The following is a 22,262-nucleotide window of genomic DNA, read 5'->3' on the forward strand; positions in this document are numbered from 1 at the left end:
CCATGTCCGCCAACACACTCCCTTTCGCCGCCCGCCATATCGGCCCGCGCGGTGAAGAAACCAAGGCCATGCTGGCCACGCTCGGCGTTCCGTCGCTCGAGACGCTGATCACGCAGGCCGTGCCGAATTCGATCCGCCTCGACCGTCCGCTCGACCTGCCGCCGGCAGCCAGCGAGACCGAGGCGCTCGAAGAGCTCGGCGCAGCCATGCGCCAGAACAAGGTGCTCAAGAGCTTCATCGGCGCCGGCTATCACGGCGTGAAGGTTCCGCCGGTCATCCAGCGCAACCTGTTTGAAAACCCTGCCTGGTACACGGCCTACACGCCCTACCAGTCGGAAATCAGCCAGGGCCGCCTTGAGCTTCTGTTCCACTTCCAGACGCTGGTGACGGAACTGACCGGCCTGCCGGTCGCCTCCGCCTCGCTGCTGGACGAAGGTTCGGCCGTGGCCGAAGCCGTGGGCATTGCCTGGCGTCATCATCGCTCCAAGCGCAGCAAGCTGGCGATTGCCGGCGAACTGCACCCGCAGACCCGCGACGTGGTGGTCACCCGCGCGGAGCCGCTGGGCATCGAGGTCGATGGCGACACGATCGACGACAACACCTTCGCCCTCATCGTTCCGTGGACCGACACCTATGGCGTTCATGGTGACCACGGCGCGCTGATCGCCGAGGCAAAGGACAAGGGCGCCATCGTCATCATGGTGGCCGACCCGCTCGGCCTGCTGTTGAGCGAAACGCCGGCAGCACTGGGCGCAGAAATCGCCGTTGGCTCGATGCAGCGTTATGGCGTTCCGATGGGCTTTGGCGGTCCGCACGCGGCCTATTGCGCCGTATCGGACAAGCTGACGCGCCTCATGCCCGGCCGCCTCGTCGGCCAGTCGGTCGATGCGCATGGCCGTCCGGGCTACCGTCTGGCGCTGCAGACCCGCGAGCAGCACATCCGCCGCGACAAGGCGACCTCCAACATCTGCACCGCGCAGGCACTGCTTGCCAACATGGCCGCAGCCTTTGCCATCTGGCATGGCCCGGAAGGGCTCGCTGCAATTGCCGAGCAGGTGCATGAGCGCGCAGCCCGCTTCCATGCGGGCCTCAAGGCTGCCGGCCTTTCGCTTGCAGGCGATGTCATCTTCGACACGGTCACCGTCACCGTTCCCGGCAAGGCGCAGGAGATCGCGGCCGGAGCCGAGGCCGAGGGCCGCCTTGTGCGCGTTCTCGACGCGGACCGCGTCAGCGTCGCCTTTGACGAGACGACGACCGAAGACGATCTGGCCGCACTGGCAGCCCTGTTCGGCGCCACCGTGCCGGAAAGCGCACCGCGCCTTGCCCCGGCCGCAGCGCGCGGCGAAGGCTTCCTCACGCAGCCGGATTTCCACTCTCACCGCTCGGAAACGGAAATGATGCGCTTCCTGCGCAGGCTCGCCGACAAGGATCTTGCGCTCGACCGCGCCATGATCCCGCTTGGCTCCTGCACCATGAAGCTCAACGCTGCTGCCGAGATGATGCCCGTGAGCTGGCCGGAAGTGGGTGGCCTTCACCCCTTCGCTCCGCCGGAACACACGTTGGGTTATCGTCGCATGATCGACGATCTGGACCGCTGGCTCTCGGAAATCACCGGCTTCGACGCAGTTTCGCTGCAGCCCAATGCCGGTAGCCAGGGCGAATATGCCGGTCTCCTGGCCATCCGCCGCTATCACGCCGAGCGCGGCGAAGGTGACCGCGATATCTGCCTCATCCCCTCCTCCGCCCATGGCACCAACCCGGCGTCCGCCTCCATGGCCGGCATGCGGGTGGTGGTCGTGCGCTGCACGGAAGATGGCAATATCGATCAGGACGACCTGAAGGCGAAGGCGGAAGAGCACGCCGACAAGCTGGCGGCGCTGATGCTGACCTACCCGTCGACCCACGGCGTGTTCGAGGAAGGCGTGCGCGACATGTGCGCGGTGATCCACGAACACGGCGGCCAGGTCTATTTCGACGGCGCCAATCTCAACGCCATGGTCGGGCTTGCCCGTCCGGGCGATCTGGGAGCGGATGTCTGCCACCTGAACCTGCACAAGACCTTCTGCATTCCCCATGGCGGCGGCGGACCGGGCGTTGGCCCGATCGGCGTCAAGGCGCATCTGAAGCCGTTCGTGCCGGGGCATGTGGCGCTCGGCAGCAGCCATGCGGTGGCCGCAGCCCCCTATGGCAGCGCGTCGATCCTGCCGATCACATGGATGTATATCCGCATGATGGGCGGCGACGGCCTCAAGCGGGCGACGGAAATGGCAATCCTCAACGCCAATTACATCGCCCACAGCCTGAAGGAGCACTACCCGGTGCTCTACAAAGGCCGCAACGACCGTGTCGCGCATGAGTGCATTCTCGACACGCGGGTGTTCAAGGATCGCGCCGGCATCACCGTCGACGACATCGCCAAGCGGCTCATCGACTATGGCTTCCACGCCCCGACCATGAGCTTCCCCGTTGCGGGCACGCTGATGGTGGAGCCGACGGAGTCGGAGCCGAAGAGCGAAGTCGACCGCTTCTGCCAGGCGATGATCTCCATCGCCGAAGAAGCTGCGCGGGTGGAAAAGGGCGAATGGCCGAAGGATGACAATCCGCTCGCCAACGCGCCGCACACCGCGATGGAGCTGATGGGTGACGACTGGACGCATCCCTATAGCCGCAGCGAAGCCGCCTTCCCCGAAGGTTCGCTCGAGGCAGCGTCCAAATACTGGCCGCCCGTCTCGCGCGTCGACAATGTCGGCGGCGACCGCAATCTGGTCTGCGCCTGCCCGCCCATCGAAGCGCTGGCAAGCTGACCACGATGAAACGGATCATCTCCCCAAGCTGGGGAGATGATCGCCTCAATTGCCGCGCACCTCTTGGCGCGCGCCCCCGCTTTCTGGTAAAGCGTCGTCCACACACTCCGAACGGAACCGGAACAGGCTTCGCTTTGCCTTGCAAACCATGGCAAACTGCGGGCTGATTCGCGGACAGGAAACAACACGCTTCATGGACGACAACAACGACCTCTTCGCCGGAATGCCTGCCGCCGGGACGCCTGCCAATGTGGAACGTGCGAAAACGCCCGAGCCGGCAGCGCCTCAGCGCAAGCCCGCTGCGCGTCCCGCGCCATCTGCATCGCCCGCCCCGTCGGGCGACGGCTACAGTGCGGCCGACATTGAGGTTCTGGAAGGTCTGGAGCCCGTTCGTCGCCGTCCCGGCATGTATATTGGCGGCACCGACGACAAGGCGCTGCACCACCTGTTCGCCGAAGTCATCGACAACTCCATGGATGAGGCGGTGGCCGGCCACGCCACCTTCATCGAAGTGGAACTCGACGAGGAAGGCTATCTCTCCGTCACCGATAACGGTCGCGGCATTCCGGTCGATCCGCACCCCAAGTTCAAGGACAAGTCGGCGCTCGAAGTCATCATGACGACGCTGCATGCCGGCGGTAAGTTCGATTCCAAGGTCTACGAGACCTCCGGCGGCCTGCACGGCGTTGGCGTGTCCGTGGTCAACGCCCTGTCCGAACTCCTTCAGGTGGAGGTTGCCCGCAATCGCCAGCTCTTCCGCCAGACTTTTTCACGCGGCCTGCCGCAGGGCGGACTGGAGAAGCTCGGCGACGTGCACAACCGGCGCGGCACCAAGGTGCGCTTCAAGCCGGACGAAGAAATCTTTGGCAAGGGCGCGAAGTTCGAGCCCGCGCGGCTCTACAAGATGGCCCGCTCCAAGGCCTATCTGTTCGGCGGCGTGGAAATCCGCTGGATTTGCGCCCCTTCCCTGATCGGCGAGAAGGACGAGACGCCCGAAAAGGCGACCTTCCACTTCCCCGGCGGTCTCAAGGACTATCTGGCCGCTTCGCTCGACGGGCAGTTCCAGGTCACCAAGGAGATTTTCTCCGGCCGCAGCGAAAAGACCACCGGTCATGGCGCCGTGGAATGGGCGATCACCTGGTATGGCGGCGACGCCATGCTCAACTCCTATTGTAACACCGTGCCGACGCCCGAGGGCGGAACCCACGAAAGCGGTTTCCGCAACGCGCTCCTGCGTGGCCTGCGCGGCTATGCGGAGCTGACCGGCAACAAGCGCGCTTCCATCATCACCTCCGAAGACGTGATGATCTCGGCCGCCGGCATGCTTTCCGTGTTCGTGCGCGAACCGGAGTTCGTTGGCCAGACCAAGGACAAGCTGGCGACGGCTGCCGCCACCCGCATTGTCGAAAACGCGATCCGCGATCCGTTCGACCACTGGCTTGCAGAAAACCCGCAGGAAGCCTCCAAACTGCTTGAATGGGTTGTGGCGCGCGCCGATGAGCGCCTTCGCCGCCGTCAGGAGCGCGAGGTCAGCCGCAAGAGCGCCGTGCGCAAGCTGCGCCTGCCCGGAAAGCTCGCCGACTGCACCATGGGCGCGGCAGCGGGTGCTGAAATTTTCATCGTCGAGGGCGACTCGGCTGGCGGCTCCGCCAAGCAGGCGCGCAACCGCGCCAGTCAGGCCGTTCTGCCGCTGCGCGGCAAGATCCTCAACGTCGCCAGCGCCGGCTCCAACAAGCTCGCCGCCAACCAGCAGATTTCCGACATCACACAGGCGCTCGGCTGCGGCACGCGCTCGAAATACCGTGAAGACGATCTGCGTTACGACCGCGTCATCATCATGACGGATGCCGACGTCGACGGCGCGCACATTGCCTCGCTGCTCATCACCTTCTTCTATCAGGAGATGCCGCAGCTCATCGAGAATGGCCATCTCTACATGGCTGTTCCCCCGCTCTACCGCCTCAGCCAGGGCGGCAAGACCATGTATGCGCGCGACGACGCCCACAAGGACGAGCTTCTGGAAACGGAGTTCACGGGGCGCGGCAAGATCGATATCGGCCGCTTCAAGGGTCTGGGCGAGATGATGGCGAGCCAGCTCAAGGAAACGACCATGGACCCGGCCAAGCGCACGCTGCTGCGCGTCACCGTGCTCGACGGTCAGGAAGCCACCAAGGGCGCCATCGACAGCCTGATGGGAACCAAGCCCGAAGCGCGCTTCCGCTTCATTCAGGACAATGCCGAGTTCGCTGAAGAACTGGATATCTGACGCGCAAAGCCGGCATTGATGCCGGCGACGCGGACGCCCTTCTGTCAGGCGGCGGCGATCGCCTGCGCCTGAAGGCGTGCGTTCTCACGCAGGGCATCGAGATGGATTGAGCGCAGCAGGCCAGCGAGCTCGGCAGATTCCGCTGCCGGACCGGACTGGCCGGGCGTCGCGCCAATGCTCTCCATCATCAGCCAGGAAACCTCCTGCGCACCGGCCACCCGCCGCCCCTGCGCCACGTCACGCCAGACCGACAGCGCGCGGATCAGGGGGCGGTGAAACGGCTTTGCAAGCCCCGCCTTCTGCAAAAGCGCCGATACGGCCAGATCGCGTCCGTTCACGAGCAGGCCGCGAATGCGCGTGTGCGACTGCCCGGTGAGCGCCATCATCACATGGCCGAAGAAATCGATCTTGCCATGCGCCACCATGCGCACGATGAAACCTGCCGTCAGATCACCACGCATGCGCAGATGCTCCACCAGCGCTTCGTGCTCATCCGGGTCAATCGTCTCGATCAGCGTGAGCGAGGCGCGCACGCATGCATCACGCGTCAGCTTCTCGGCCCGCGCCGCACCCACCAGCGCCTTAACCAGCGGCGCTTCGCGCAGGGCTTCGCCAAGCTGCACGAGAAGCGTGTGCCGGCAATCGGAAGGAAGACGCTGATCGGCCGCCAGCGCCACGCGCATGCGCGGCTCATGGCCATGACGCTCAATCATGCGGCGAAAGCTCACTGCGGCGATCTCCGCGCTCGGATTGTCGACCATCGCCAGACAGGATTCGAGCGATCCCACCTCTGCAATGGCGGCCGAAACCCCCATGGCAAGCTGCGGACGCTCTGCAACAAGCCGCTGCGTCCCTTCGCGGCCGTCGCCCACGCGGTCGATAAGGTCGGAATCGGAAAGCATCGGCGAGCGCGCCAGGATCGGCGCAGCAACGTCCGGCTGGTCGGCGGCAAGAGCGGCGATCACCTGCATGGGCGCATGCCGGCTCATCGAGAGCGCTTCGGCCAGTGCGGCGCGCACCTTGGATGAGGGATCGTCGAGCAGCGCCGTCAGCGCGGCCTCGGCCGCGTAGCGGTCCTCAAACGGCAGTTCCCGGTCGAGATAGGCTCTGGCGAGAGCTGTGGCAGCCCCTGCTCTGTCAACCACTCTGGCAGTCTCCATCCATTTAAGAAAATGCTGAACCACTTGCACTGAAGTCACGCTCCCGCCCTGTCTGGAATGACCCTAGCGCGAATTCGTATAGGAAACGTTTACCATAAGTGCCCGCTTGCGAGGGGCCGGCAGCCCGCCTATCAAGAAAGGGAGGATGCATTGGTCAAACGGGATGCGGAGGACACGATGGCCGGTCTTTACCTAGAGGAATTCCAGCCGGGACAGGTGTTCCAGCACACGCTGCGCAAGAGCGTCACCGAAAGCGACAACATGCTGTTTTCGACCATGACGCTGAACCCGCAGCCGCTCCACATCGATTTCGCCTTTGCCGAGAAGACCGAATGGGGCAAGCCGCTCGTCAACTCGCTCTTCACGCTGGGGCTGATGATCGGCATCTCCGTTCACGATACGACGCTTGGCACGACTGTCGCCAATCTGGGCATGACGGAGACGGGCTTCCCTCACCCGGTCTTCCACGGCGACACGATCCGGGTTGAAACAGAAGTCAAATCGGTGCGCGAATCCAAATCCAAGCCTGACCGCGGCATCGTCGAATTCGAGCACCGCGCCTACAATCAGGATGACCGGCTGGTGGCGCGCTGCCTGCGTCAGGCCATGATCCTCAAGAAGATAGACGCCTGATCATGCGTTCGCTTCTATTCGTGCCCGGGGATTCCGAGCGCAAGCTTGAAAAGGCGCTTGGTTCCGCAAGCGATGTGCTGATCATCGATCTGGAAGATTCGGTCAGCCCCGACCGCAAGGCCGAAGGCCGGCGCATCACCACCGCTTTCCTGGAGGACGCGCGCGGCCGTACGGGCGCGCAGCTCTATGTACGGGTCAACGATCTGTCGAGCGGCCTGACGGAAGACGACCTCGCCGGCGTCATGCAGGCGGGGCCCGATGGCGTGATGCTGCCCAAGGCCGAGGGCGGCGCAGATGTGGCGCGCCTTGCCGCCGCATTGCGCGTGCACGAAGCAGAAAACGGCATTGAAGACGGAAGCACACGCATCCTGCCGATCATCACGGAAACGGCGCTGGGCGTCCTCAACGCCGCCAGCTACCGGGATTCGAGCGACCGGTTGGCCGGGCTGACCTGGGGCGCGGAAGACCTGTCGGCCCATATCGGCGCGCTCGCCGCGCGCCATGAAGACGGAAGCTATACGCCGCTCTTTCAGCTCGCCCGCAGCATGACGCTGCTGGCGGCTGCGGCGGCAGGCGTTCCGGCCATCGACACGGTATTCCCGAACTTTTCGGATACAGAGGCTTTTGCAAGGGATTGCCAATTGGCGGCGCGCGATGGCTTCGTCGCCAAGATGGCCATCCACCCGGCGCAGGTCGCACCGATCAACGCCACCTTCACCCCCTCCGCCAAGGAGGTGGAGAAGGCCCGCGCCGTGGTGGAGGCCTTCTCTGCCGCCGGAAACGCCGGCGTGGTCAATATTGGCGGGCGGATGTATGACCGCCCGCACCTGGCGCTTGCCGAACGCGTGCTTGCACGCGCAGCCGACGCGTCGTCAGACTAGAGTGGGGAGAAGCATCGGATTAACCCGAAAACCGGGCTACTCCGACTGCCCTGGCGCGTCAGTCACCCTTCCACTGGGGGCGCGTCATCTGGAACACCTCGGTCACAGCCGAATAGTCACGATATCCAAGACGGGCGAGATTGCCGGCAGCAACGGCATCGAACATGCCGTCCTTCAAAACGGCATCGCTGATGTGAACGCCGACCACCTCACCGGTGACAACGATGACGCCGGCCCACGCGCCATCGAGGCCGAGCGGACGACGCACTTCGGTCACCTTGCATTCAAGCGCGGCGTGGCATTCGGCCACGCGCGGCGGCGCAACCAGCGTCGATGGGGCTTCCGTAAGTCCGGCAAAGGCAAACTCGCTGACACCGCGCGGCGCATCGACCGAGCTTGCATTCAGCTGCTCGGCCAGATCATGGCTTGCAAGATTGACGACGAACTCGCCGGTTTCTTCCGCATGGGTGGCGCTGTCCTTCGCCCCTTCCGAAGAGAAAAACACCAGATGCGGATTGGACGAGATCGCATTGAAGAAGGAGTAAGGCGCAAGGTTTGCCGTTCCGTCCTTCGACAGGGTCGAAATCCAGCCGATCGGACGCGGCGAGACGATCGCCTTGAACGGATCATGCGGCAGGCCATGCCCCTTGGAGGGTTCGAAAAACATCATGCTTCCCACGGGCCGGAGTAATCGGAAACAATGGCGTCCAGCGCAGGGCGCGGCCGCTCGACCAGTTCCACATCATAGGAACCGATATGCACGAAGCCGACCACGCGCTCCTGCGGCGCCAGCCCCAGAATGCGGCGACCTTCCGCATCGTCGGAATACCAGTTGGTGATGAGATTGGTGCCATAGCCGAGCGCATTGGCTGCAATCATAAGGTTCATGGCTGCCATGCCGCCAGACAGGAACATCTCCCATTCGGGAATGGTCGGGCTTTCCTTGGGCACGCAAACCACACCGATCACCAGCGGCGCGCGGGAAAAGCGGTTGCGCTCCTGCTCCAGACGCGTTTCCGGCAGCTCGCCCTCACGCTCGACCGCGCGTTTGGCCAGTGCCTCGCCAATCTCGGTGCGCGCATCGCCACGATAGAGAATAAAGCGCCAGGGTGTCAGTCGCCCGTGATCGGGCACGCGCGAGGCTGCGGTCAGGATGGTCTCGATTTCCTTGTCGGAAGGAGCTGGTTCCGCGAGGTCTTTCACCGGCGTGGAGCGGCGCGCGAGCATGAAATCAAGCACGGATGGATGCACTGTCTGTCTCCTGTGGGATCTGCATTGCCTGAAACAGGTTGTCTGGCTGGCAAAAGCTGGCTTTTCGCTGGAACCAGATCGCATAATCGCCTTGAAATTGCCACCGCCTTGGGCTTCATGTCAGCTATGCGCGGTTCACTTAAAACGACTCTGTCTCTTCTCGCCCTGTGCACGCTGTCCTTTCAGGCGTCGAACGTCATGGCGCAGGAGGATGCGGCGAAAGCCGTCGACGGCCTGCGCCTGCCCGGCCTCAACAATTATGCCCCCGCCTCCGTGGATGATGCGCTCGCCATTGCCGACACCGGCGAGGTCACGCTGGTCGCGCATCTGAACGAAGGCGGCGACGAAATCCCGAACGGTCTCGTCTGGCGTATTTTCGGCACGCAGCCCGGCCCCGATGACAAACTGCCGCTCGTCGCAACCGCGCGCGGCGGCAACAGCGTCTTCGAACTCGCCCCAGGCAGCTATCTCGTCCATGCCGCCTATGGACGCGCAGGCGTGACAAAGCGCATCACGGTCAGCCGCGAGCCCATGCGCGAAGACCTGTTCCTCGATGCCGGCGGTCTCAAGCTCAACGCGATCCTGCCCGGCGGCGTGCGCATTCCGCAGAACCAGCTGCGCTTTGCCATCTATGAGGCGACGGAAGACAATATCGGCGACGGCGCGCTGATCCTGCCCAAGGTCGAGCCCGGCAGCATCGTCCGGCTCAATTCCGGCACCTATCACGTGGTCTCCAATTACGGAGACATCAACGCAGCGATCCGCTCCGACATCCGCGTGGAAGCCGGCAAGCTGACGGAAGCGACGGTGGAGCACCGCGCCGCCGACCTTACCATGAAGCTTGTGCGCGAACGCGGCGGCGAAGCCATTGCCGATACCGCCTGGTCGGTTCTGACCGACACGGGCGAAATCGTCTACGAAACGGTCAGCGCCTACGCCTCCATGGTTCTTGCCGAAGGCAATTACACGATTGTCGCCAAGAACCGCGACCGCATCTACCAGCGCGACTTTTCGGTCGTGCCCGGCCGCAATCAGGATGTGGAACTGCTGCCAACCGATCTGCTCGACACGCGCAATCAGTTTCCCGACTGAAAACCGGAACACATCGCAGAAATGAAAAAGCCCCGCTGCATCCAGCGGGGCTTTTTCATTTTGAGCGCCTTACAGCTCTAGGCCTTTGCAGCCTTGCGCTTCAGGTCCGGCGGCGTTGCCTCTTCGACCAGCATGGCGGTCACATCGGCCAGCGACATGGACGCCTGATCGCGGCTTCCCAGCCGGCGAATGTTCACCGTGCCTTCTTCCGCTTCGCGCTTGCCGCAGACGAGGATCACCGGAACCTTGGCCAGCGAGTGCTCGCGGACCTTGTAGTTGATCTTCTCGTTGCGCAGATCCACCTCGGCCAGAAGTCCGGCCTCCTTCAGCGTCTCCGTCACTTTCAGCGCATATTCGTCGGCATCGGACGTGATCGTCGCCACCACCACCTGCACCGGTGCGAACCAGAGCGGGAAGTGACCGGCAAAGTTCTCGATCAGAATGCCGAGGAAACGCTCCATCGAGCCGCAGATCGCCCGGTGCACCATGACCGGCTGCTTCTTCTCCGAATCCTGATCGATGTAGAACGCACCGAAACGCTCCGGCAGGTTGAAGTCGATCTGCGTCGTGCCGCACTGCCATTCGCGGCCGATGGCGTCCTTCAGAACATAGTCGAACTTCGGCCCGTAGAACGCGCCATCGCCCGGATTGATCGCCGTCTTGATGCGGCTGTCCGAGGCGGCGATCTTTTCGAGAACGCCCGTCATGATCTCCTCGGCGTGATCCCACAGCGCATCCGATCCGACGCGCTTTTCAGGCCGCGTGGAGAAGAAGACCGTGATCTCCTTGAAGCCGAAATCGGCATAGGTGGAGAGGATCAGGTCGTTGATCTTCAGGCATTCAGCCGCAAGCTGGTCTTCCGTGCAGAAGATGTGCGCGTCGTCCTGCGTGAAGCCGCGCACACGCATCAGGCCGTGCAGCGCGCCCGAAGGCTCGTAGCGATGCACATTGCCGAACTCGGCCATCCGGATCGGCAGGTCGCGGTAGGACTTCAGGCCATGCTTGAAGATCTGCACGTGACCGGGACAGTTCATCGGCTTCAGTGCGAAGGTGCGGGTGTCTTCCGCCTCGTCGTCCGCGCACTCGACCTTGAACATGTTCTCCTTGTACCAACCCCAGTGACCGGAGGTCTCCCACAGGCTCTTGTCGAGCACCTGCGGAGCGTTGACCTCATCATAGCCATCGGTTGCGAGCCTGCGACGCATGTAGCTCACAAGGTTCTGGAACATGCGCCAGCCCTTGGAGTGCCAGAACACGACGCCCGGGCCTTCTTCCTGGAAATGGAACAGGTCCATCTCGCGGCCAAGGCGACGGTGGTCGCGCTTCTCGGCCTCTTCCAGCATGTGGAGATACTGGTCGAGCTCTTCCTGCGTGTGCCAGGCCGTGCCGTAGATGCGGGTCAGCATCGGATTGTTGGAATCGCCGCGCCAATAGGCGCCGGCCACCTTCATCAGCTTGAAAGCCTTGCCGATCTGACCGGTGGAAGCCATGTGCGGTCCACGGCAGAGGTCGAACCAGTCGCCCTGCGCGTAGATCTTGACGTCCTGATCCTCGGGGATCGCGTCGATCAGCTCGACCTTGTAGCTCTCGCCCTTTTCGGCGAACACTTCCTTGGCCTTGTCGCGCGACCAGACTTCCCTGGTGAAAGGCTTGTTGCGCGCAATGATCTCCGCCATCTTCTTCTCGATGACCGGCAGGTCTTCGGGCGTGAAGGGCTCATTGCGGGCGAAGTCGTAATAGAAGCCGTTCTCGATCACCGGACCGATGGTGACCTGGGTGCCGGGCCACAGTTCCTGCACGGCTTCGGCAAGCACATGCGCGGCATCGTGACGGATCAGTTCCAGCGCGCGCGGGTCGTCACGGGTGACGATCTCGATATCGCCGGACGTGCCCACAGGCTCGGAAAGGTCACGCACCGTGCCATCGAGCGCATAGGCGACGGACTTCTTGGCGAGCGACTTGGAGATGCCGGCTGCAATGTCAGCGCCGGTCGTCGCCGCGTCATAATCGCGAACGGAGCCATCGGGAAATTTCAGGGAAACGGCCTCGGCCATAGGTCTTCTCCTTATCCAGTCCCGCCAACGAGCGCGGGTGGTTTGGGCATTTTGGGTTTGCGGGCCCGAAATAAGCATTTCGCCAGCGAAGGTAAAGGGCAAACCGGCGGCAGTAGTGTCGCGGCTATTTCAGCCAGTAGTCTTCCGCCCCTATTGGCATGGCGCCAAGCACCCGCCGCAGCCGCTCCTCGCCAACCTCCGCACGCAGGACAGCGGCGACATCTCCAATGGCGGTTTCAGGCGCAGTGTTGTGCGGTTCCCGCACGGCCTTCATCTCCCGGTGCAGCGTTTCACGATCGGGAAACGGAGTGACTTCTGCCTCAACATCCCAGCCTTCAATGAAGATCACCCGCAGGAGCGGTGGCAGGACTTCCGCAAAGGCCAGCGCGTCCTTCACCGGCACGTGGCTGCGAAACACGTGCAGCACGGCGCGCGTCATCGCATAGCTCTGATTATGCGAACCGCGCATGGACTGCTTTTTCACCGCATCGAGAAAACGTCGGAAATCGCGGCTGGCGTAAAGATAGTCCATCGGCACCGTCATGAATGCTCGCCTTTCTGCCGCGCCACCCGCCAGAAGCGCCACGGCGTCCACCATTTCAGGTCTTGTTCCAGCACATCGGGCACCGGGTCGATCCCATGCGTGCCGCCCGGCCCGCACCGCACCACGCGGAAAAGTCCCATCCAGCCGCCCGACCACAGCCCATGCCGGGCAATCGCCTCATAGGTGTATTCCGAGCAGGTTGGGAAATGCCGGCAGGAATTGCCGATGAAGCCCGACAGGGTGAGCTGGTAGAGCCGCACGAAAGCCGTTCCGAACAGGCGACCGGGCGTCTTCGGCCAGGGCCCCTGCCAGTTGCGGCTGCGAATGGGCTGGGCCATCGTCAGGCGGCAGCGCCAGCGCGCGCCTTTTCGATCTGGTCGATGGCATCCACCACCGCATCGAAGGTGAGAAGCGTGGAAGCATGGCGCGCCTTGTAGCCGCGCACCGGCTCCAGATATTTCAGATCCTCGAAGCGGCCGGCCGGCGGCGGGCCTTCTTCCTTGAGCATGGCGTACATCGCGTCGCGCACATGGCGCAGCTCATCAGCCTTCGCCCCCACCACATGGGCAGCCATGATCGAGGACGATGCCTGACCGAGCGCACAGGCCTTCACCTCATGTGCAAAGTCTGTGACCGTGTCGCCTTCCATCTTGAGATCGACAATGACGGTGGAGCCGCAAAGCTTTGAATGCGCCTTTGCCGTGGCATCGGGACTGTCCAGCCGTCCAACACGCTGAATATTGCCGGCAAAGCCAAGAATTTTTGCGTTATAGACATCGTCCAGCATGGTTTTCCCGCTCTGCCGCAGCCGAAACAAATCAAAGTCGTTTCGGCATCTTTCCTTCTGCTTCAAGGCACTTATATAATGATCGCTATGGGCCCGCGACAAGGCATGATGCCGCTGCGGGTTCCAGTTTCGCGCACGCCACTGTCGGGCCGGGCTGAGAATTTTTCTCCAATACCCGCTGGATAAGGCCGTGAACCGTTCAACTCGTTCCTGCTGAGACAGGAACTACGGGAGACGCCTTCTATGGACGCCATTATCAAGAACTTTCCGCCTCATGCCGATAAGGGTGAAGCCACTGCGGAGAAGAATTCCTATATGGACAAAGCAGTTACTGATCGCCCCTCTCAGGAAGAGGTCGAAAACGCCGTTCGCACGCTGCTGCGCTGGACAGGCGACGACATCAACCGTGAGGGCCTGATCGAGACGCCCAAGCGCGTCGCGAAGGCATATCGCGAAATGTTCTCCGGCTACGACCAGTGTCCCGCCGAAGAACTCGGCCGGACCTTCGAGGAGGTGCAGGGCTATAACGACATGGTCCTCATCAAGGACATCTCGTTCCATTCCCATTGCGAACACCACATGGTGCCGATCATCGGCAAGGCGCATGTCGCCTATCTGCCGGACGGCAAGGTGGTCGGATTATCCAAGATCGCCCGCGTGGTCGACATCTTCGCCCGCCGCCTGCAGACGCAGGAGGCCATGACGGCGCAGATCGCCCATGTGATTCAGGACGTCCTGAAGCCGCGCGGCGTTGCCGTTCTCGTGGAAGCCGAGCACATGTGCATGGCCATGCGCGGCATCCGCAAACAGGGTTCGGTCACGCTGACGACGACCTTCACCGGCGCCTATCGCGAAGACCTTCAGGAACAGGCGCGCTTCATGACCATGCTGCGCGACAAACACGGCTGATGACCACACTCACGTTTCCCCCTGCCCCATCCGACAAGGCCGCGCTCGAAGAGGGCGCGGCTTTTTCTCCGCGCTTCGATGCCAATGGCCTCATCACGGCCGTGGTGACGGACGCCGACACCAATGCACTTCTGATGGTGGCGCACATGAACGCCACGTCTCTCGCCATGACGCTTGAAACCGGCATCGCCCACTACTGGTCGCGCTCGCGCGGCAAATTGTGGAAGAAGGGCGAGACCTCCGGCAATGTCCAGCACATCGTCTCCATCGCCACCGACTGCGATCAGGATGCGGTGCATCTGAGCGTACGCGTCGCCGGCGATGGCGCAACCTGCCACACCGGTCGCCGCACCTGCTTCTACCGCAATGTGAGCATTCGCGACGGCAAACCGGTTCTGGTCGACCTCGGCATGAAGCCTTTGGACGACAAAGACGGACATGCCTGACCGAAAGTCGGTCTCGATTTCTTGAACGCCCGAAGCGTAGACTTTCTCCTCGGGAGCGCCCATCTACTGGGAAGGGGTAGTAGCCGCGTTCCTCGGTGAGGCAGCGTTGAACCATTCGGTTCGCCACAGCGACGCATATTCACCAATTCGATACAGTCCTCGGGCATGATGCTTCCGGGGACGAGGAGATGAACATGCTCGATTGGGCATCTCTACGCAGGAAACAGGAAAACCGGGAAATCGACGTGATTTCGCCGGAACCGCCCCCGCTTGATCCAGCGCCCGCGCCTGAAAAAGGCGGCATTGCCCTGGCTCTTGGCGGCGGCGCGGCCCGTGGCTGGGCGCATATCGGCGTCCTCCGCGCCCTCGATGAAGCCCAGATCCCCGTCGGCATGATTGCCGGAACCTCCATCGGTGCACTGGTCGGCGGCTGCTATCTGGCTGGCAAGCTCGATGAGCTGGAAGAATTCGCACGGTCCCTCACCAAACGCCGCATCTTCGGCCTGCTCGACATCAATTTTGGCGGCAGCGGCCTGTTCGGCGGCATGAAACTAACGGCCCGCATGCAGGAGCACCTTCAGGACGTCACCTTCGATGACCTCGCCAAACCCTTCGTCTGTGTCGCGGCGGAAATCCGCACCGGTCATGAAATCTGGCTGTCGAAAGGATCGCTGATCACCGCCATGCGCGCGTCCTATGCGCTGCCCGGCGTTTTCGAACCCGTCACCTGCAATGGCCGCGTTCTGGTGGACGGCGCGCTGGTCAATCCGGTTCCCGTTTCCGCCTGCCGCGCCTATGAGCAGCCTCTGGTCATGGCGGTGAACCTGCATTACGACCTGTTTGGCCGCGCCGCCGTCATCAAGCATTCCGCCGACATGCCGCAGGAAAGCGAGGAAGGCGAGACTGCGTCTCTGGTGGTCGACAAGGGGCCGCAGCAGCGCGATCAGCGCCTTGGCATCACCGGCGTCATGGTCGAGGCGTTCAACATCATTCAGGATCGCATTTCACGGGCGCGCATGGCCGGCGACCCGCCCGACCTGTCGCTTCAGCCCAAGCTCGGCCATATCGGCCTGACGGAATTTCACCGCGCTGACGAGGCGATCACCATCGGTTACGAAACCACGCAGGCCCGGCTTACCGAACTCGAACGCCTGCTCACGGTCCTTGGATAGGCGCAGCCCTCAGGCGCTGGCCGCATCCTGCAGCCGCAACTGGATACGCTTGTTTCCATTCCAGTGATTGGCCGCCAGCGTGCCCGCCACGTGAATGGTCGCACCGCGATTGCCAAACAGGAAATTGCCGAGATCCGTTTCCGCCGCACGGAAAGCAATCGCCTCCATGCGCGCGCCGGTCTGTGAGCGCAGTTCGGCGCGGATATGGCCATTGCCCACCACACGCGCATCCGCCAGACGGTGGCGCGGCAGCGCCAGAACCGGCGTCGAATGCCCGGACCCGAAAGGCCCGGCCGTCTCCAGTGCATCGAGCAGCGCAAGGTTCGCGCCATCGGCAGAAAGCGCTGCATCGATCTTGAGGCTCTCAGCGTCGCGCAGCCGCTTTACTGCACTCGCCGCCCGCTCCTCGAAGAAGGCGCGCAGCGGCCCAAGCTTCTCGCGCTCAACCGTAATGCCGGCAGCCATCGCATGCCCGCCGCCCTTGACCAGAATGCCCTCGGCCACCGCCTCGCGCACGATCTTGCCGAGATCGAAACCGGGAATGGAGCGGCCGGAGCCGGTGCCCTTGCCATTCGGACCGAAGGCGATGGCGAAGGTCGGTCGCCTTGCGTGATCCTTGAGACGGGAGGCGAGCAGCCCGACAATGCCCGGGTGCCAGCGGTCGCTTGCCGTTACCAGAACCGCAGGCCCCTCGCCCGAAATCAGTTCTGCATCGGCCTCCGCCTTCGCCTCGGCCAGCATCACCGTTTCCATTTCCTGCCGCTCGGTGTTCAACCGGTCGAGCGTCTCGGCGATCTTGGCAGCCTCGGCCGGATCGTCGCTGGCGAGCAGATTGCTGCCCAGCGCCGCATTGCCGATGCGCCCGCCCGCATTGATGCGCGGGCCGATCATGAAGCCCAGATGGTAGGGGTTGAGCGGTTCGCCGATGCGCGACACCCGCGCCAGCGCAGCCAGTCCCGGCGTGTTCATCTGGCGCGCGGCCACAAGCCCTTTCACCACGAAAGCACGGTTGACGCCAACGAGCGGCACCACGTCGCAGACCGTGCCCAGCGCCACCAGATCAAGAAGGCCGAGCAGGTTCGGCGGCGGCTTGGAGACACCGCCCTGACGCAGATGCTTCGCGGTCTGGACAAGCGCCAGAAACACGACGCCCGCAGCGCACAGGAACCCCTGGCCGGAAAGATCGTCCTCGCGATTGGGGTTCACCACCGCAACCGCATCCGGCAGATCGCCGCCCACCTGGTGGTGATCGAGCACGACCACATCCGCGCCCGCCTCGTTGGCGGCGGCGATGGCGGCGGCGCTGTTGACGCCGCAATCGACGGTAACGATGAGGCTCGCACGCCCCGCAAGGTCGCGCATCGCGTCGGGATTGGGGCCGTAGCCCTCGAAAATGCGGTCGGGAATATAGATCTCGGCATCGATGCCGTAATGCCCGAAAAAGCGCTTCATCATGGCCGAGGAAACAGCGCCATCGACGTCGTAATCGCCGAAGATCGCCACCTTTTCGCCGCGCCGCACCGCATGGGCGAGCCGCTCGGCAGCCTTGTCCATGTCGGTCAGCGTTGCCGGATCTGGCAAGAGATCGCGAATGGTGGGATCGAGGAAGCGCTCTGCATCATCGATATCCACCCCGCGACCGGCCAGAACCCGCGCCACGATTTCGGGAATGCCATGGGTCTGCGCCATGGCCAGCGCAGCGTTCTCGCCGCGCAGGTCAAGCCGATGCTCCCACGCAAGACCGCGTGCGGAGTGCCGGACATCGAGGAAATACCGTTTTTCGCCAGTCATTACCGCCTACGTTTCACAGCGGCCGAACAAAGGCAAGCGGGCCGTAACCCGCCTGGATATTTGTGCGTCCTCTCGGACGCACAAAGGACGATCTAAACCTATTGATCAAGCGTCGGAGCGCCCAGAAAGCCGCCCCTCCACTTTTCGGTCCGATGCATTAGATCGCCGTGCGTCCATCAGGACGCACAAAGGACGATCTAAATCATTGATGGAGCATCGGAATGACCCGAAAACCGGATCCCACTTTTCGGTCCGATGCTCTAAAACTTGTCCAGATCCTGGTGGCGGGCGATGATCTCGCGCACCGTCTGCGAAGAAGAGCGCATGACGATGGTGTGGGTGGAGATCTGGTCACGGCCGAACTTCACGCCTGAAAGCAGGTTGCCGTCCGTCACGCCGGTCGCAGCGAACAGAACGTCGCCCTTGGCCATCTCGTCCATGCGGTAGACCTTGGCGGGATCGGAAATTCCCATCTTGGCCGCGCGCGCCACCTTTTCCTCGGTGTTGAGCTGCAGACGTCCCTGCATCTGGCCGCCAATGCAGCGCAGGGCGGCAGCCGCCAGAACGCCTTCCGGCGCGCCACCGATGCCCAGATAGATGTCGATGCCGGTTTCGTCCGGGTCGGTCGTGTGGATCACGCCGGCCACGTCGCCATCGCCGATCAGGCGAATTGCAGCGCCGGTGCCGCGCACTTCCTCGATCAGGCGCGCATGGCGCGGACGATCGAGAATGCAGGCCGTGATCTCATTGACCGGAACGCCCTTGGCCTTGGCCAGCGCTTCGATGTTCTCCACGGCCGGCGCATCGAGATCGACAACGCCCTCGGGATAGCCCGGGCCGACGGCAATCTTTTCCATGTAGACGTCGGGCGCATAAAGCAGGCTGCCGCGCTCTGCGATGGCGATCACCGCCAGCGAGTTCGGCAGGTTCTTGGCGCAGATCGTGGTGCCTTCCAGCGGGTCGAGCGCGATGTCGACTTCCGGGCCTTCGCCCACGCCCACTTCCTCACCGATGTAAAGCATCGGCGCTTCGTCGCGTTCGCCTTCGCCGATCACCACCGTGCCCTGAATGGGCAGGCGGTTGAGTTCGGAGCGCATCGCGTCGACGGCCACCTGATCGGCGGCCTTCTCGTCACCACGTCCGCGCAGCCGCGCTGCAGCCACAGCCGCGCGCTCCGTCACACGAACGAGTTCCAGCGTGAGAATGCGGTCGAGACCCGCCTGCGAGGCTTTCAACATTGACTCAAATCCTGATGTTCTTCCGCTCCCCATGAGCGGGCCGGCTTCTTGTGACAAAGACGGCGCGGGACGGCAAGTCCCTCACCGCCCCGTCAAAAACATGAATCGATTGAATAAATGTGACAGACGCTAAACCTGCGTCAGGCTGCCCGCTCGATGCGGATAACCTGGGGCTTGTCGACCATGTGACCGTCCGCAATCACACCATCCACCGCCTTGCGCACGGCTTCCTCGGTGGTCTCATGGGTCACGAGAATCACGTTCTTCTGATCCTCCGGCAGACCGCCATCGGCGTGCTGAACGATGGATTCCAGCGAAATCTCGTTATCGGCCATACGCTTGGCAATGGCTGCGAACACGCCGGCGCGGTCATGCACGGTCATGCGGATGAAGTAGCCGCCCTCATGCGCACGCATGCGCGCACGCTGGTAAGGCTTCAGCTTCGCGGCCGGACGCCCGAAGACCGGGCCATGCTGGAAGCCGGGCCGGCTCTTGGCGATATCCGCCATGTCGCCGATCACGGCAGAGGCCGTCGCATTGCCGCCGGCGCCGGGGCCGGAGAGCAGGAGCTCGCCCAGAACATCGGTCTCGATTGCCACGGCGTTGGTCACGCCGTGCACCTGAGCGATCACGGACTGCGTGGGAACCATGGTCGGGTGCACGCGCTGCTCGATGCCGCTGTCGGTGCGCTGCGCGACGCCCAGAAGCTTGATGCGGTAGCCGAGTTCGCTGGCGGCGCGAATATCGGCCTGGCTGATGTTGGAAATGCCTTCCATGTAGATGTCGTCAGCCGAGATCTGGCAGCCAAAGGCAAGGCTCGTGAGGATCGAGAGCTTGTGCGCCGTGTCGTGTCCCTCGATATCGAAGGTCGGATCGGCTTCGGCATAACCAAGACGCTGAGCCTCTGCGAGGCAGTCCTCAAAGGAAAGCCCCTCTTCTTCCATCCGCGTCAGAATGTAGTTGGCCGTACCATTCATGATGCCGAACACGCGGCTCACATCATTACCGGCCAGCGCTTCGCGCATGGTCTTGATGACCGGAATGCCGCCAGCGACCGCCGCCTCATAGTTGAGGAGAACGCCCTTTTCCTCAGCAATCGTCGCCAGCGCCACGCCATGTTTGGACAGAAGCGCCTTGTTGGCGGTCACCACGTGATGACCAGCCTCAAGCGCTGCCTTCACCGCGTCATAGGCAGGGCCGCTATCGCCGCCGATCAGTTCGACGAACACGTCGATATCAGACGAACGGGCGAGCTCCACCGGATCATCGAACCACTTTGCATTGCCGAGATCGACGCCACGGTCACGGGTTCGGTCGCGCGCCGAGACAGCCGTGAGCGTCATCATGCGTCCGCATTGCCTGGTCAGTTCCGCTTCCTTCTCCGTCATGCAGCGCACGACAGAAGCTCCTACGGTTCCCAAACCCGCAATTCCAATACGCAACGCTTCGGACATGATGCGGCGTGCTCCTTCTTGAACAGTCTGTAAGTGGGACTCAGCGACGGGCGCCGAGCGGGATGACGTTGTCGGTGTTTTCGGGCGCCGTTGCAAGGAAGCGCTTGATGCTGCGCGCCGCCTGGCGAATCCGGTGCTCGTTCTCCACCAGTGCAATGCGCACATGCTGATCGCCAAACTCGCCGAAACCGATGCCCGGCGCGACCGCCACCTCCGCCTTCTCGACCAGCAGCTTGGAAAACTCAAGCGAGCCAAGCGCGCGATAGGCTTCGGGGATCGGCACCCAGGCAAACATGGTGGCCGGCGGAGGCGGAACCTCCCAGCCTGCGCGACCAAAAGACTCGACGAGCACATCGCGGCGGCGGTGATAGACCTCGCGCACCTCTTCGATCTCGGAGCCATCGGAATTGAGCGCGGCGGCAGCAGCCACCTGGATCGGCGTGAACGCGCCATAGTCCAGATAGGACTTCACCCGCGAGAGCGCTGCGATCAGACGCTCATTGCCGACCGCAAACCCCATGCGCCAGCCGGGCATGGAGAAGGTCTTCGACATGGAGGTGAACTCCACCGTCACATCCATTGCGCCCGGAACCTCCAGAACGGAGGGCGGCGGGTTGCCGTCGAAATAGATTTCCGAATAGGCGAGATCCGACAAAATGATGAGGTCATTCTTGCGGGCGAACGCAACGACGTCCCTGTAGAAATCGAGCGACGCCATACAGGCCGTCGGATTTGACGGATAGTTGAGGATCAGCGCCAGCGGCTTTGGCGTCGAATAGCGCACCGCGCGTTCAAGCGCGGGAATGAAATTCTCATCCGGCTCGGCGGGAATGGCGCGCACGACGCCGCCCGACATGATGAAGCCGAATGTATGGATCGGATAGGTCGGGTTCGGGCAAAGAACCACATCGCCCGGCGCGGTGATCGCCTGGGCCATGTTGGCAAAACCTTCCTTCGAGCCAAGCGTCGCGACAATCTGGGTCTCGGGATCAAGCTTCACACCAAAGCGGCGCTCATAATAAGCCGCCTGCGCACGGCGCAATCCCGGAATGCCCCGCGAAGAAGAATAGCGATGCGTGCGCGGATCGCGCACCACGTCGCACAGCTTGTCGACAATGGCCTGCGGCGTCGGCAGGTCGGGATTGCCCATTCCGAGATCGATGATGTCCGCGCCGCGCGCTCGCGCGCTGGCTTTCAGGCGGTTTACCTGTTCGAAAACATAAGGCGGAAGCCGGCGGATCTTATGGAATTCTTCCATCATCGTACCTCAAAACGGGATGCGCGATGCCGCGCCCGGTCCTCATATACCCAATCCCGTCAACGGTCGAGAGCAGGAACCCCGTCCCTACTCGGTCTTTTCGATTTCCTGAAGCTGCCGCTCGGCATGGGTTTTCGCCAGATTGCGCAGACGGCGCGCCTCGGCATCCGCATTATTTGCCGGCGCACTGTTCTCCAGCCTTTGCCGCGTCGCTGTCAGGTCGCGCATCAGCGCATCCTTTTCCGAAGGCGCGATGGGCGCGGTCGCCGAGGCCGGCGGCACATTCAGGTCAGGATACGCGCCGGTCACATTTGCACCCGGTGTGGGCGCACCCGGTGTCGGCTTCTGCGACGGCGTTGCCGCCGTGCGCGGGGCGGGTTGTGGAGCCACGGGCGGCGTGCGGAGGGCGGCGGCGGGCGCTGCATCCTCCAGGCTTGCGCTCATGCACCCCCCCAGAATCGGCGGCAACGCAACCACCGGAGCGAGAAGCGCGACTGCGCGAAAAAAACCGCCGTGAGATTT

The 22,262-nt window shown here is 63.1% G+C and carries 20 protein-coding genes; 8 read left to right on the forward strand and 12 right to left on the reverse strand.

The window, feature by feature from the left end:
- The first annotated feature begins 2 nt into the window (after nucleotides 1–2).
- Both gcvP and parE read left to right on the forward strand, forming a co-directional pair.
- A complete protein-coding gene (gene gcvP, locus ACRTG1_RS10140; RefSeq protein WP_432516219.1) occupies nucleotides 3–2,804 on the forward strand; it encodes an aminomethyl-transferring glycine dehydrogenase in 2,802 nt (933 codons plus the stop codon).
- A 193-nt stretch (nucleotides 2,805–2,997) separates the two neighbouring features.
- Nucleotides 2,998–5,070 (forward strand): DNA topoisomerase IV subunit B, encoded by a 2,073-nt coding sequence (parE, locus tag ACRTG1_RS10145; RefSeq protein ID WP_206546342.1) that lies wholly within the window; start codon nucleotides 2,998–3,000, stop codon nucleotides 5,068–5,070.
- A 44-nt stretch (nucleotides 5,071–5,114) separates the two neighbouring features.
- Here parE and ACRTG1_RS10150 read toward each other — a convergent pair whose 3' ends face one another.
- Nucleotides 5,115–6,230 (reverse strand): DUF2336 domain-containing protein, encoded by a 1,116-nt coding sequence (locus ACRTG1_RS10150; protein WP_432516220.1) that lies wholly within the window; start codon nucleotides 6,228–6,230, stop codon nucleotides 5,115–5,117.
- Nucleotides 6,231–6,407: 177 nt separating this feature from the next.
- Here ACRTG1_RS10150 and ACRTG1_RS10155 point away from each other — a divergent pair, with 177 nt between their 5' ends.
- Complete coding sequence (locus ACRTG1_RS10155; RefSeq protein ID WP_432516333.1) at nucleotides 6,408–6,863, forward strand: MaoC family dehydratase; 456 nt, start codon at nucleotides 6,408–6,410, stop codon at nucleotides 6,861–6,863.
- Between the two features lie 2 nt (nucleotides 6,864–6,865).
- Nucleotides 6,866–7,744: an HpcH/HpaI aldolase/citrate lyase family protein gene (locus ACRTG1_RS10160; RefSeq protein WP_317087890.1), complete on the forward strand. Its 879-nt coding sequence runs from the start codon at nucleotides 6,866–6,868 to the stop codon at nucleotides 7,742–7,744.
- Nucleotides 7,745–7,802: 58 nt separating this feature from the next.
- On the opposite strand, the gene ACRTG1_RS10165 is transcribed toward ACRTG1_RS10160, so the two are convergent.
- Nucleotides 7,803–8,411, reverse strand: coding sequence for a flavin reductase family protein (locus tag ACRTG1_RS10165; RefSeq protein WP_206548891.1), 609 nt, complete (start codon nucleotides 8,409–8,411; stop codon nucleotides 7,803–7,805).
- Nucleotides 8,411–8,971 carry a nitroreductase family protein gene (locus ACRTG1_RS10170; protein WP_210343945.1) on the reverse strand — a complete coding sequence of 187 codons (561 nt, stop codon included), beginning with the start codon at nucleotides 8,969–8,971 and terminating at the stop codon, nucleotides 8,411–8,413. The genes ACRTG1_RS10165 and ACRTG1_RS10170 overlap by 1 nt, the downstream gene beginning before the upstream one ends.
- Before the next feature lie 222 nt (nucleotides 8,972–9,193).
- On the opposite strand from ACRTG1_RS10170, the gene ACRTG1_RS10175 reads away from it, so the two are divergent.
- On the forward strand, nucleotides 9,194–10,087 hold the full coding sequence (locus ACRTG1_RS10175) for a hypothetical protein (RefSeq protein ID WP_113155444.1): 894 nt from the start codon (nucleotides 9,194–9,196) through the stop codon (nucleotides 10,085–10,087).
- Nucleotides 10,088–10,164: 77 nt separating this feature from the next.
- Here ACRTG1_RS10175 and thrS read toward each other — a convergent pair whose 3' ends face one another.
- The 4 genes from thrS to ACRTG1_RS10195 all read right to left on the reverse strand — a co-directional run bounded on the left by thrS (nucleotide 10,165) and on the right by ACRTG1_RS10195 (nucleotide 13,472).
- Nucleotides 10,165–12,141, reverse strand: a complete 1,977-nt coding sequence (thrS, locus tag ACRTG1_RS10180) for a threonine--tRNA ligase (protein ID WP_432516221.1) — start codon at nucleotides 12,139–12,141, stop codon at nucleotides 10,165–10,167.
- A 124-nt stretch (nucleotides 12,142–12,265) separates the two neighbouring features.
- Nucleotides 12,266–12,685 carry a DUF2267 domain-containing protein gene (locus ACRTG1_RS10185; protein ID WP_113155446.1) on the reverse strand — a complete coding sequence of 140 codons (420 nt, stop codon included), beginning with the start codon at nucleotides 12,683–12,685 and terminating at the stop codon, nucleotides 12,266–12,268.
- Nucleotides 12,682–13,023: a membrane protein insertion efficiency factor YidD gene (gene yidD / locus ACRTG1_RS10190; protein ID WP_113155447.1), complete on the reverse strand. Its 342-nt coding sequence runs from the start codon at nucleotides 13,021–13,023 to the stop codon at nucleotides 12,682–12,684. The genes ACRTG1_RS10185 and yidD overlap by 4 nt, the downstream gene beginning before the upstream one ends.
- Before the next feature lie 2 nt (nucleotides 13,024–13,025).
- Nucleotides 13,026–13,472, reverse strand: coding sequence for an iron-sulfur cluster assembly scaffold protein (locus tag ACRTG1_RS10195; protein ID WP_432516222.1), 447 nt, complete (start codon nucleotides 13,470–13,472; stop codon nucleotides 13,026–13,028).
- Between the two features lie 243 nt (nucleotides 13,473–13,715).
- Here ACRTG1_RS10195 and folE point away from each other — a divergent pair, with 243 nt between their 5' ends.
- The 3 genes from folE to ACRTG1_RS10210 all read left to right on the forward strand — a co-directional run bounded on the left by folE (nucleotide 13,716) and on the right by ACRTG1_RS10210 (nucleotide 15,999).
- Complete coding sequence (gene folE, locus ACRTG1_RS10200; RefSeq protein ID WP_113155449.1) at nucleotides 13,716–14,381, forward strand: GTP cyclohydrolase I FolE; 666 nt, start codon at nucleotides 13,716–13,718, stop codon at nucleotides 14,379–14,381.
- Nucleotides 14,381–14,827: a phosphoribosyl-AMP cyclohydrolase gene (gene hisI, locus ACRTG1_RS10205; protein WP_113155450.1), complete on the forward strand. Its 447-nt coding sequence runs from the start codon at nucleotides 14,381–14,383 to the stop codon at nucleotides 14,825–14,827. The genes folE and hisI overlap by 1 nt, the downstream gene beginning before the upstream one ends.
- A gap of 188 nt (nucleotides 14,828–15,015) precedes the next feature.
- Nucleotides 15,016–15,999: a patatin-like phospholipase family protein gene (locus ACRTG1_RS10210; RefSeq protein ID WP_371685904.1), complete on the forward strand. Its 984-nt coding sequence runs from the start codon at nucleotides 15,016–15,018 to the stop codon at nucleotides 15,997–15,999.
- A gap of 9 nt (nucleotides 16,000–16,008) precedes the next feature.
- Here ACRTG1_RS10210 and recJ read toward each other — a convergent pair whose 3' ends face one another.
- The 5 genes from recJ to ACRTG1_RS10235 all read right to left on the reverse strand — a co-directional run bounded on the left by recJ (nucleotide 16,009) and on the right by ACRTG1_RS10235 (nucleotide 22,184).
- Nucleotides 16,009–17,790 (reverse strand): single-stranded-DNA-specific exonuclease RecJ, encoded by a 1,782-nt coding sequence (gene recJ / locus ACRTG1_RS10215; protein ID WP_432516223.1) that lies wholly within the window; start codon nucleotides 17,788–17,790, stop codon nucleotides 16,009–16,011.
- Nucleotides 17,791–18,050: 260 nt separating this feature from the next.
- Nucleotides 18,051–19,028 carry a class II fructose-bisphosphatase gene (glpX, locus tag ACRTG1_RS10220; protein ID WP_113155452.1) on the reverse strand — a complete coding sequence of 326 codons (978 nt, stop codon included), beginning with the start codon at nucleotides 19,026–19,028 and terminating at the stop codon, nucleotides 18,051–18,053.
- Nucleotides 19,029–19,168: 140 nt separating this feature from the next.
- Nucleotides 19,169–20,482: a homoserine dehydrogenase gene (locus ACRTG1_RS10225; RefSeq protein WP_113155453.1), complete on the reverse strand. Its 1,314-nt coding sequence runs from the start codon at nucleotides 20,480–20,482 to the stop codon at nucleotides 19,169–19,171.
- Between the two features lie 40 nt (nucleotides 20,483–20,522).
- Nucleotides 20,523–21,743: an LL-diaminopimelate aminotransferase gene (locus ACRTG1_RS10230; RefSeq protein WP_206546348.1), complete on the reverse strand. Its 1,221-nt coding sequence runs from the start codon at nucleotides 21,741–21,743 to the stop codon at nucleotides 20,523–20,525.
- Between the two features lie 84 nt (nucleotides 21,744–21,827).
- On the reverse strand, nucleotides 21,828–22,184 hold the full coding sequence (locus ACRTG1_RS10235) for a hypothetical protein (protein ID WP_432516224.1): 357 nt from the start codon (nucleotides 22,182–22,184) through the stop codon (nucleotides 21,828–21,830).
- Nucleotides 22,185–22,262: the final 78 nt, after the last annotated feature.

Origin of the sequence: Nitratireductor sp. PBL-C9 (genome assembly GCF_050877045.1) — a bacterium.
In the GTDB taxonomy this organism is placed as follows: domain Bacteria; phylum Pseudomonadota; class Alphaproteobacteria; order Rhizobiales; family Rhizobiaceae; genus Nitratireductor; species Nitratireductor aquimarinus.

Coding starts and splice junctions, on each gene's coding strand:
- ACRTG1_RS10150 (WP_432516220.1), bottom strand. CDS start 6,230: ATGGAGACTGCCAGAGTGGTTGACAGAGCAGGGGCTGCCACAGCTCTC.
- recJ (WP_432516223.1), bottom strand. CDS start 17,790: ATGACTGGCGAAAAACGGTATTTCCTCGATGTCCGGCACTCCGCACGC.
- folE (WP_113155449.1), top strand. CDS start 13,716: ATGGACGCCATTATCAAGAACTTTCCGCCTCATGCCGATAAGGGTGAA.
- ACRTG1_RS10210 (WP_371685904.1), top strand. CDS start 15,016: ATGAACATGCTCGATTGGGCATCTCTACGCAGGAAACAGGAAAACCGG.
- glpX (WP_113155452.1), bottom strand. CDS start 19,028: ATGTTGAAAGCCTCGCAGGCGGGTCTCGACCGCATTCTCACGCTGGAA.
- parE (WP_206546342.1), top strand. CDS start 2,998: ATGGACGACAACAACGACCTCTTCGCCGGAATGCCTGCCGCCGGGACG.
- ACRTG1_RS10175 (WP_113155444.1), top strand. CDS start 9,194: ATGGCGCAGGAGGATGCGGCGAAAGCCGTCGACGGCCTGCGCCTGCCC.
- ACRTG1_RS10195 (WP_432516222.1), bottom strand. CDS start 13,472: ATGCTGGACGATGTCTATAACGCAAAAATTCTTGGCTTTGCCGGCAAT.
- gcvP (WP_432516219.1), top strand. CDS start 3: ATGTCCGCCAACACACTCCCTTTCGCCGCCCGCCATATCGGCCCGCGC.
- ACRTG1_RS10165 (WP_206548891.1), bottom strand. CDS start 8,411: ATGTTTTTCGAACCCTCCAAGGGGCATGGCCTGCCGCATGATCCGTTC.
- yidD (WP_113155447.1), bottom strand. CDS start 13,023: ATGGCCCAGCCCATTCGCAGCCGCAACTGGCAGGGGCCCTGGCCGAAG.
- hisI (WP_113155450.1), top strand. CDS start 14,381: ATGACCACACTCACGTTTCCCCCTGCCCCATCCGACAAGGCCGCGCTC.
- thrS (WP_432516221.1), bottom strand. CDS start 12,141: ATGGCCGAGGCCGTTTCCCTGAAATTTCCCGATGGCTCCGTTCGCGAT.
- ACRTG1_RS10155 (WP_432516333.1), top strand. CDS start 6,408: ATGGCCGGTCTTTACCTAGAGGAATTCCAGCCGGGACAGGTGTTCCAG.
- ACRTG1_RS10185 (WP_113155446.1), bottom strand. CDS start 12,685: ATGACGGTGCCGATGGACTATCTTTACGCCAGCCGCGATTTCCGACGT.
- ACRTG1_RS10235 (WP_432516224.1), bottom strand. CDS start 22,184: ATGAGCGCAAGCCTGGAGGATGCAGCGCCCGCCGCCGCCCTCCGCACG.
- ACRTG1_RS10160 (WP_317087890.1), top strand. CDS start 6,866: ATGCGTTCGCTTCTATTCGTGCCCGGGGATTCCGAGCGCAAGCTTGAA.
- ACRTG1_RS10230 (WP_206546348.1), bottom strand. CDS start 21,743: ATGATGGAAGAATTCCATAAGATCCGCCGGCTTCCGCCTTATGTTTTC.
- ACRTG1_RS10170 (WP_210343945.1), bottom strand. CDS start 8,971: ATGCTCGCGCGCCGCTCCACGCCGGTGAAAGACCTCGCGGAACCAGCT.
- ACRTG1_RS10225 (WP_113155453.1), bottom strand. CDS start 20,482: ATGTCCGAAGCGTTGCGTATTGGAATTGCGGGTTTGGGAACCGTAGGA.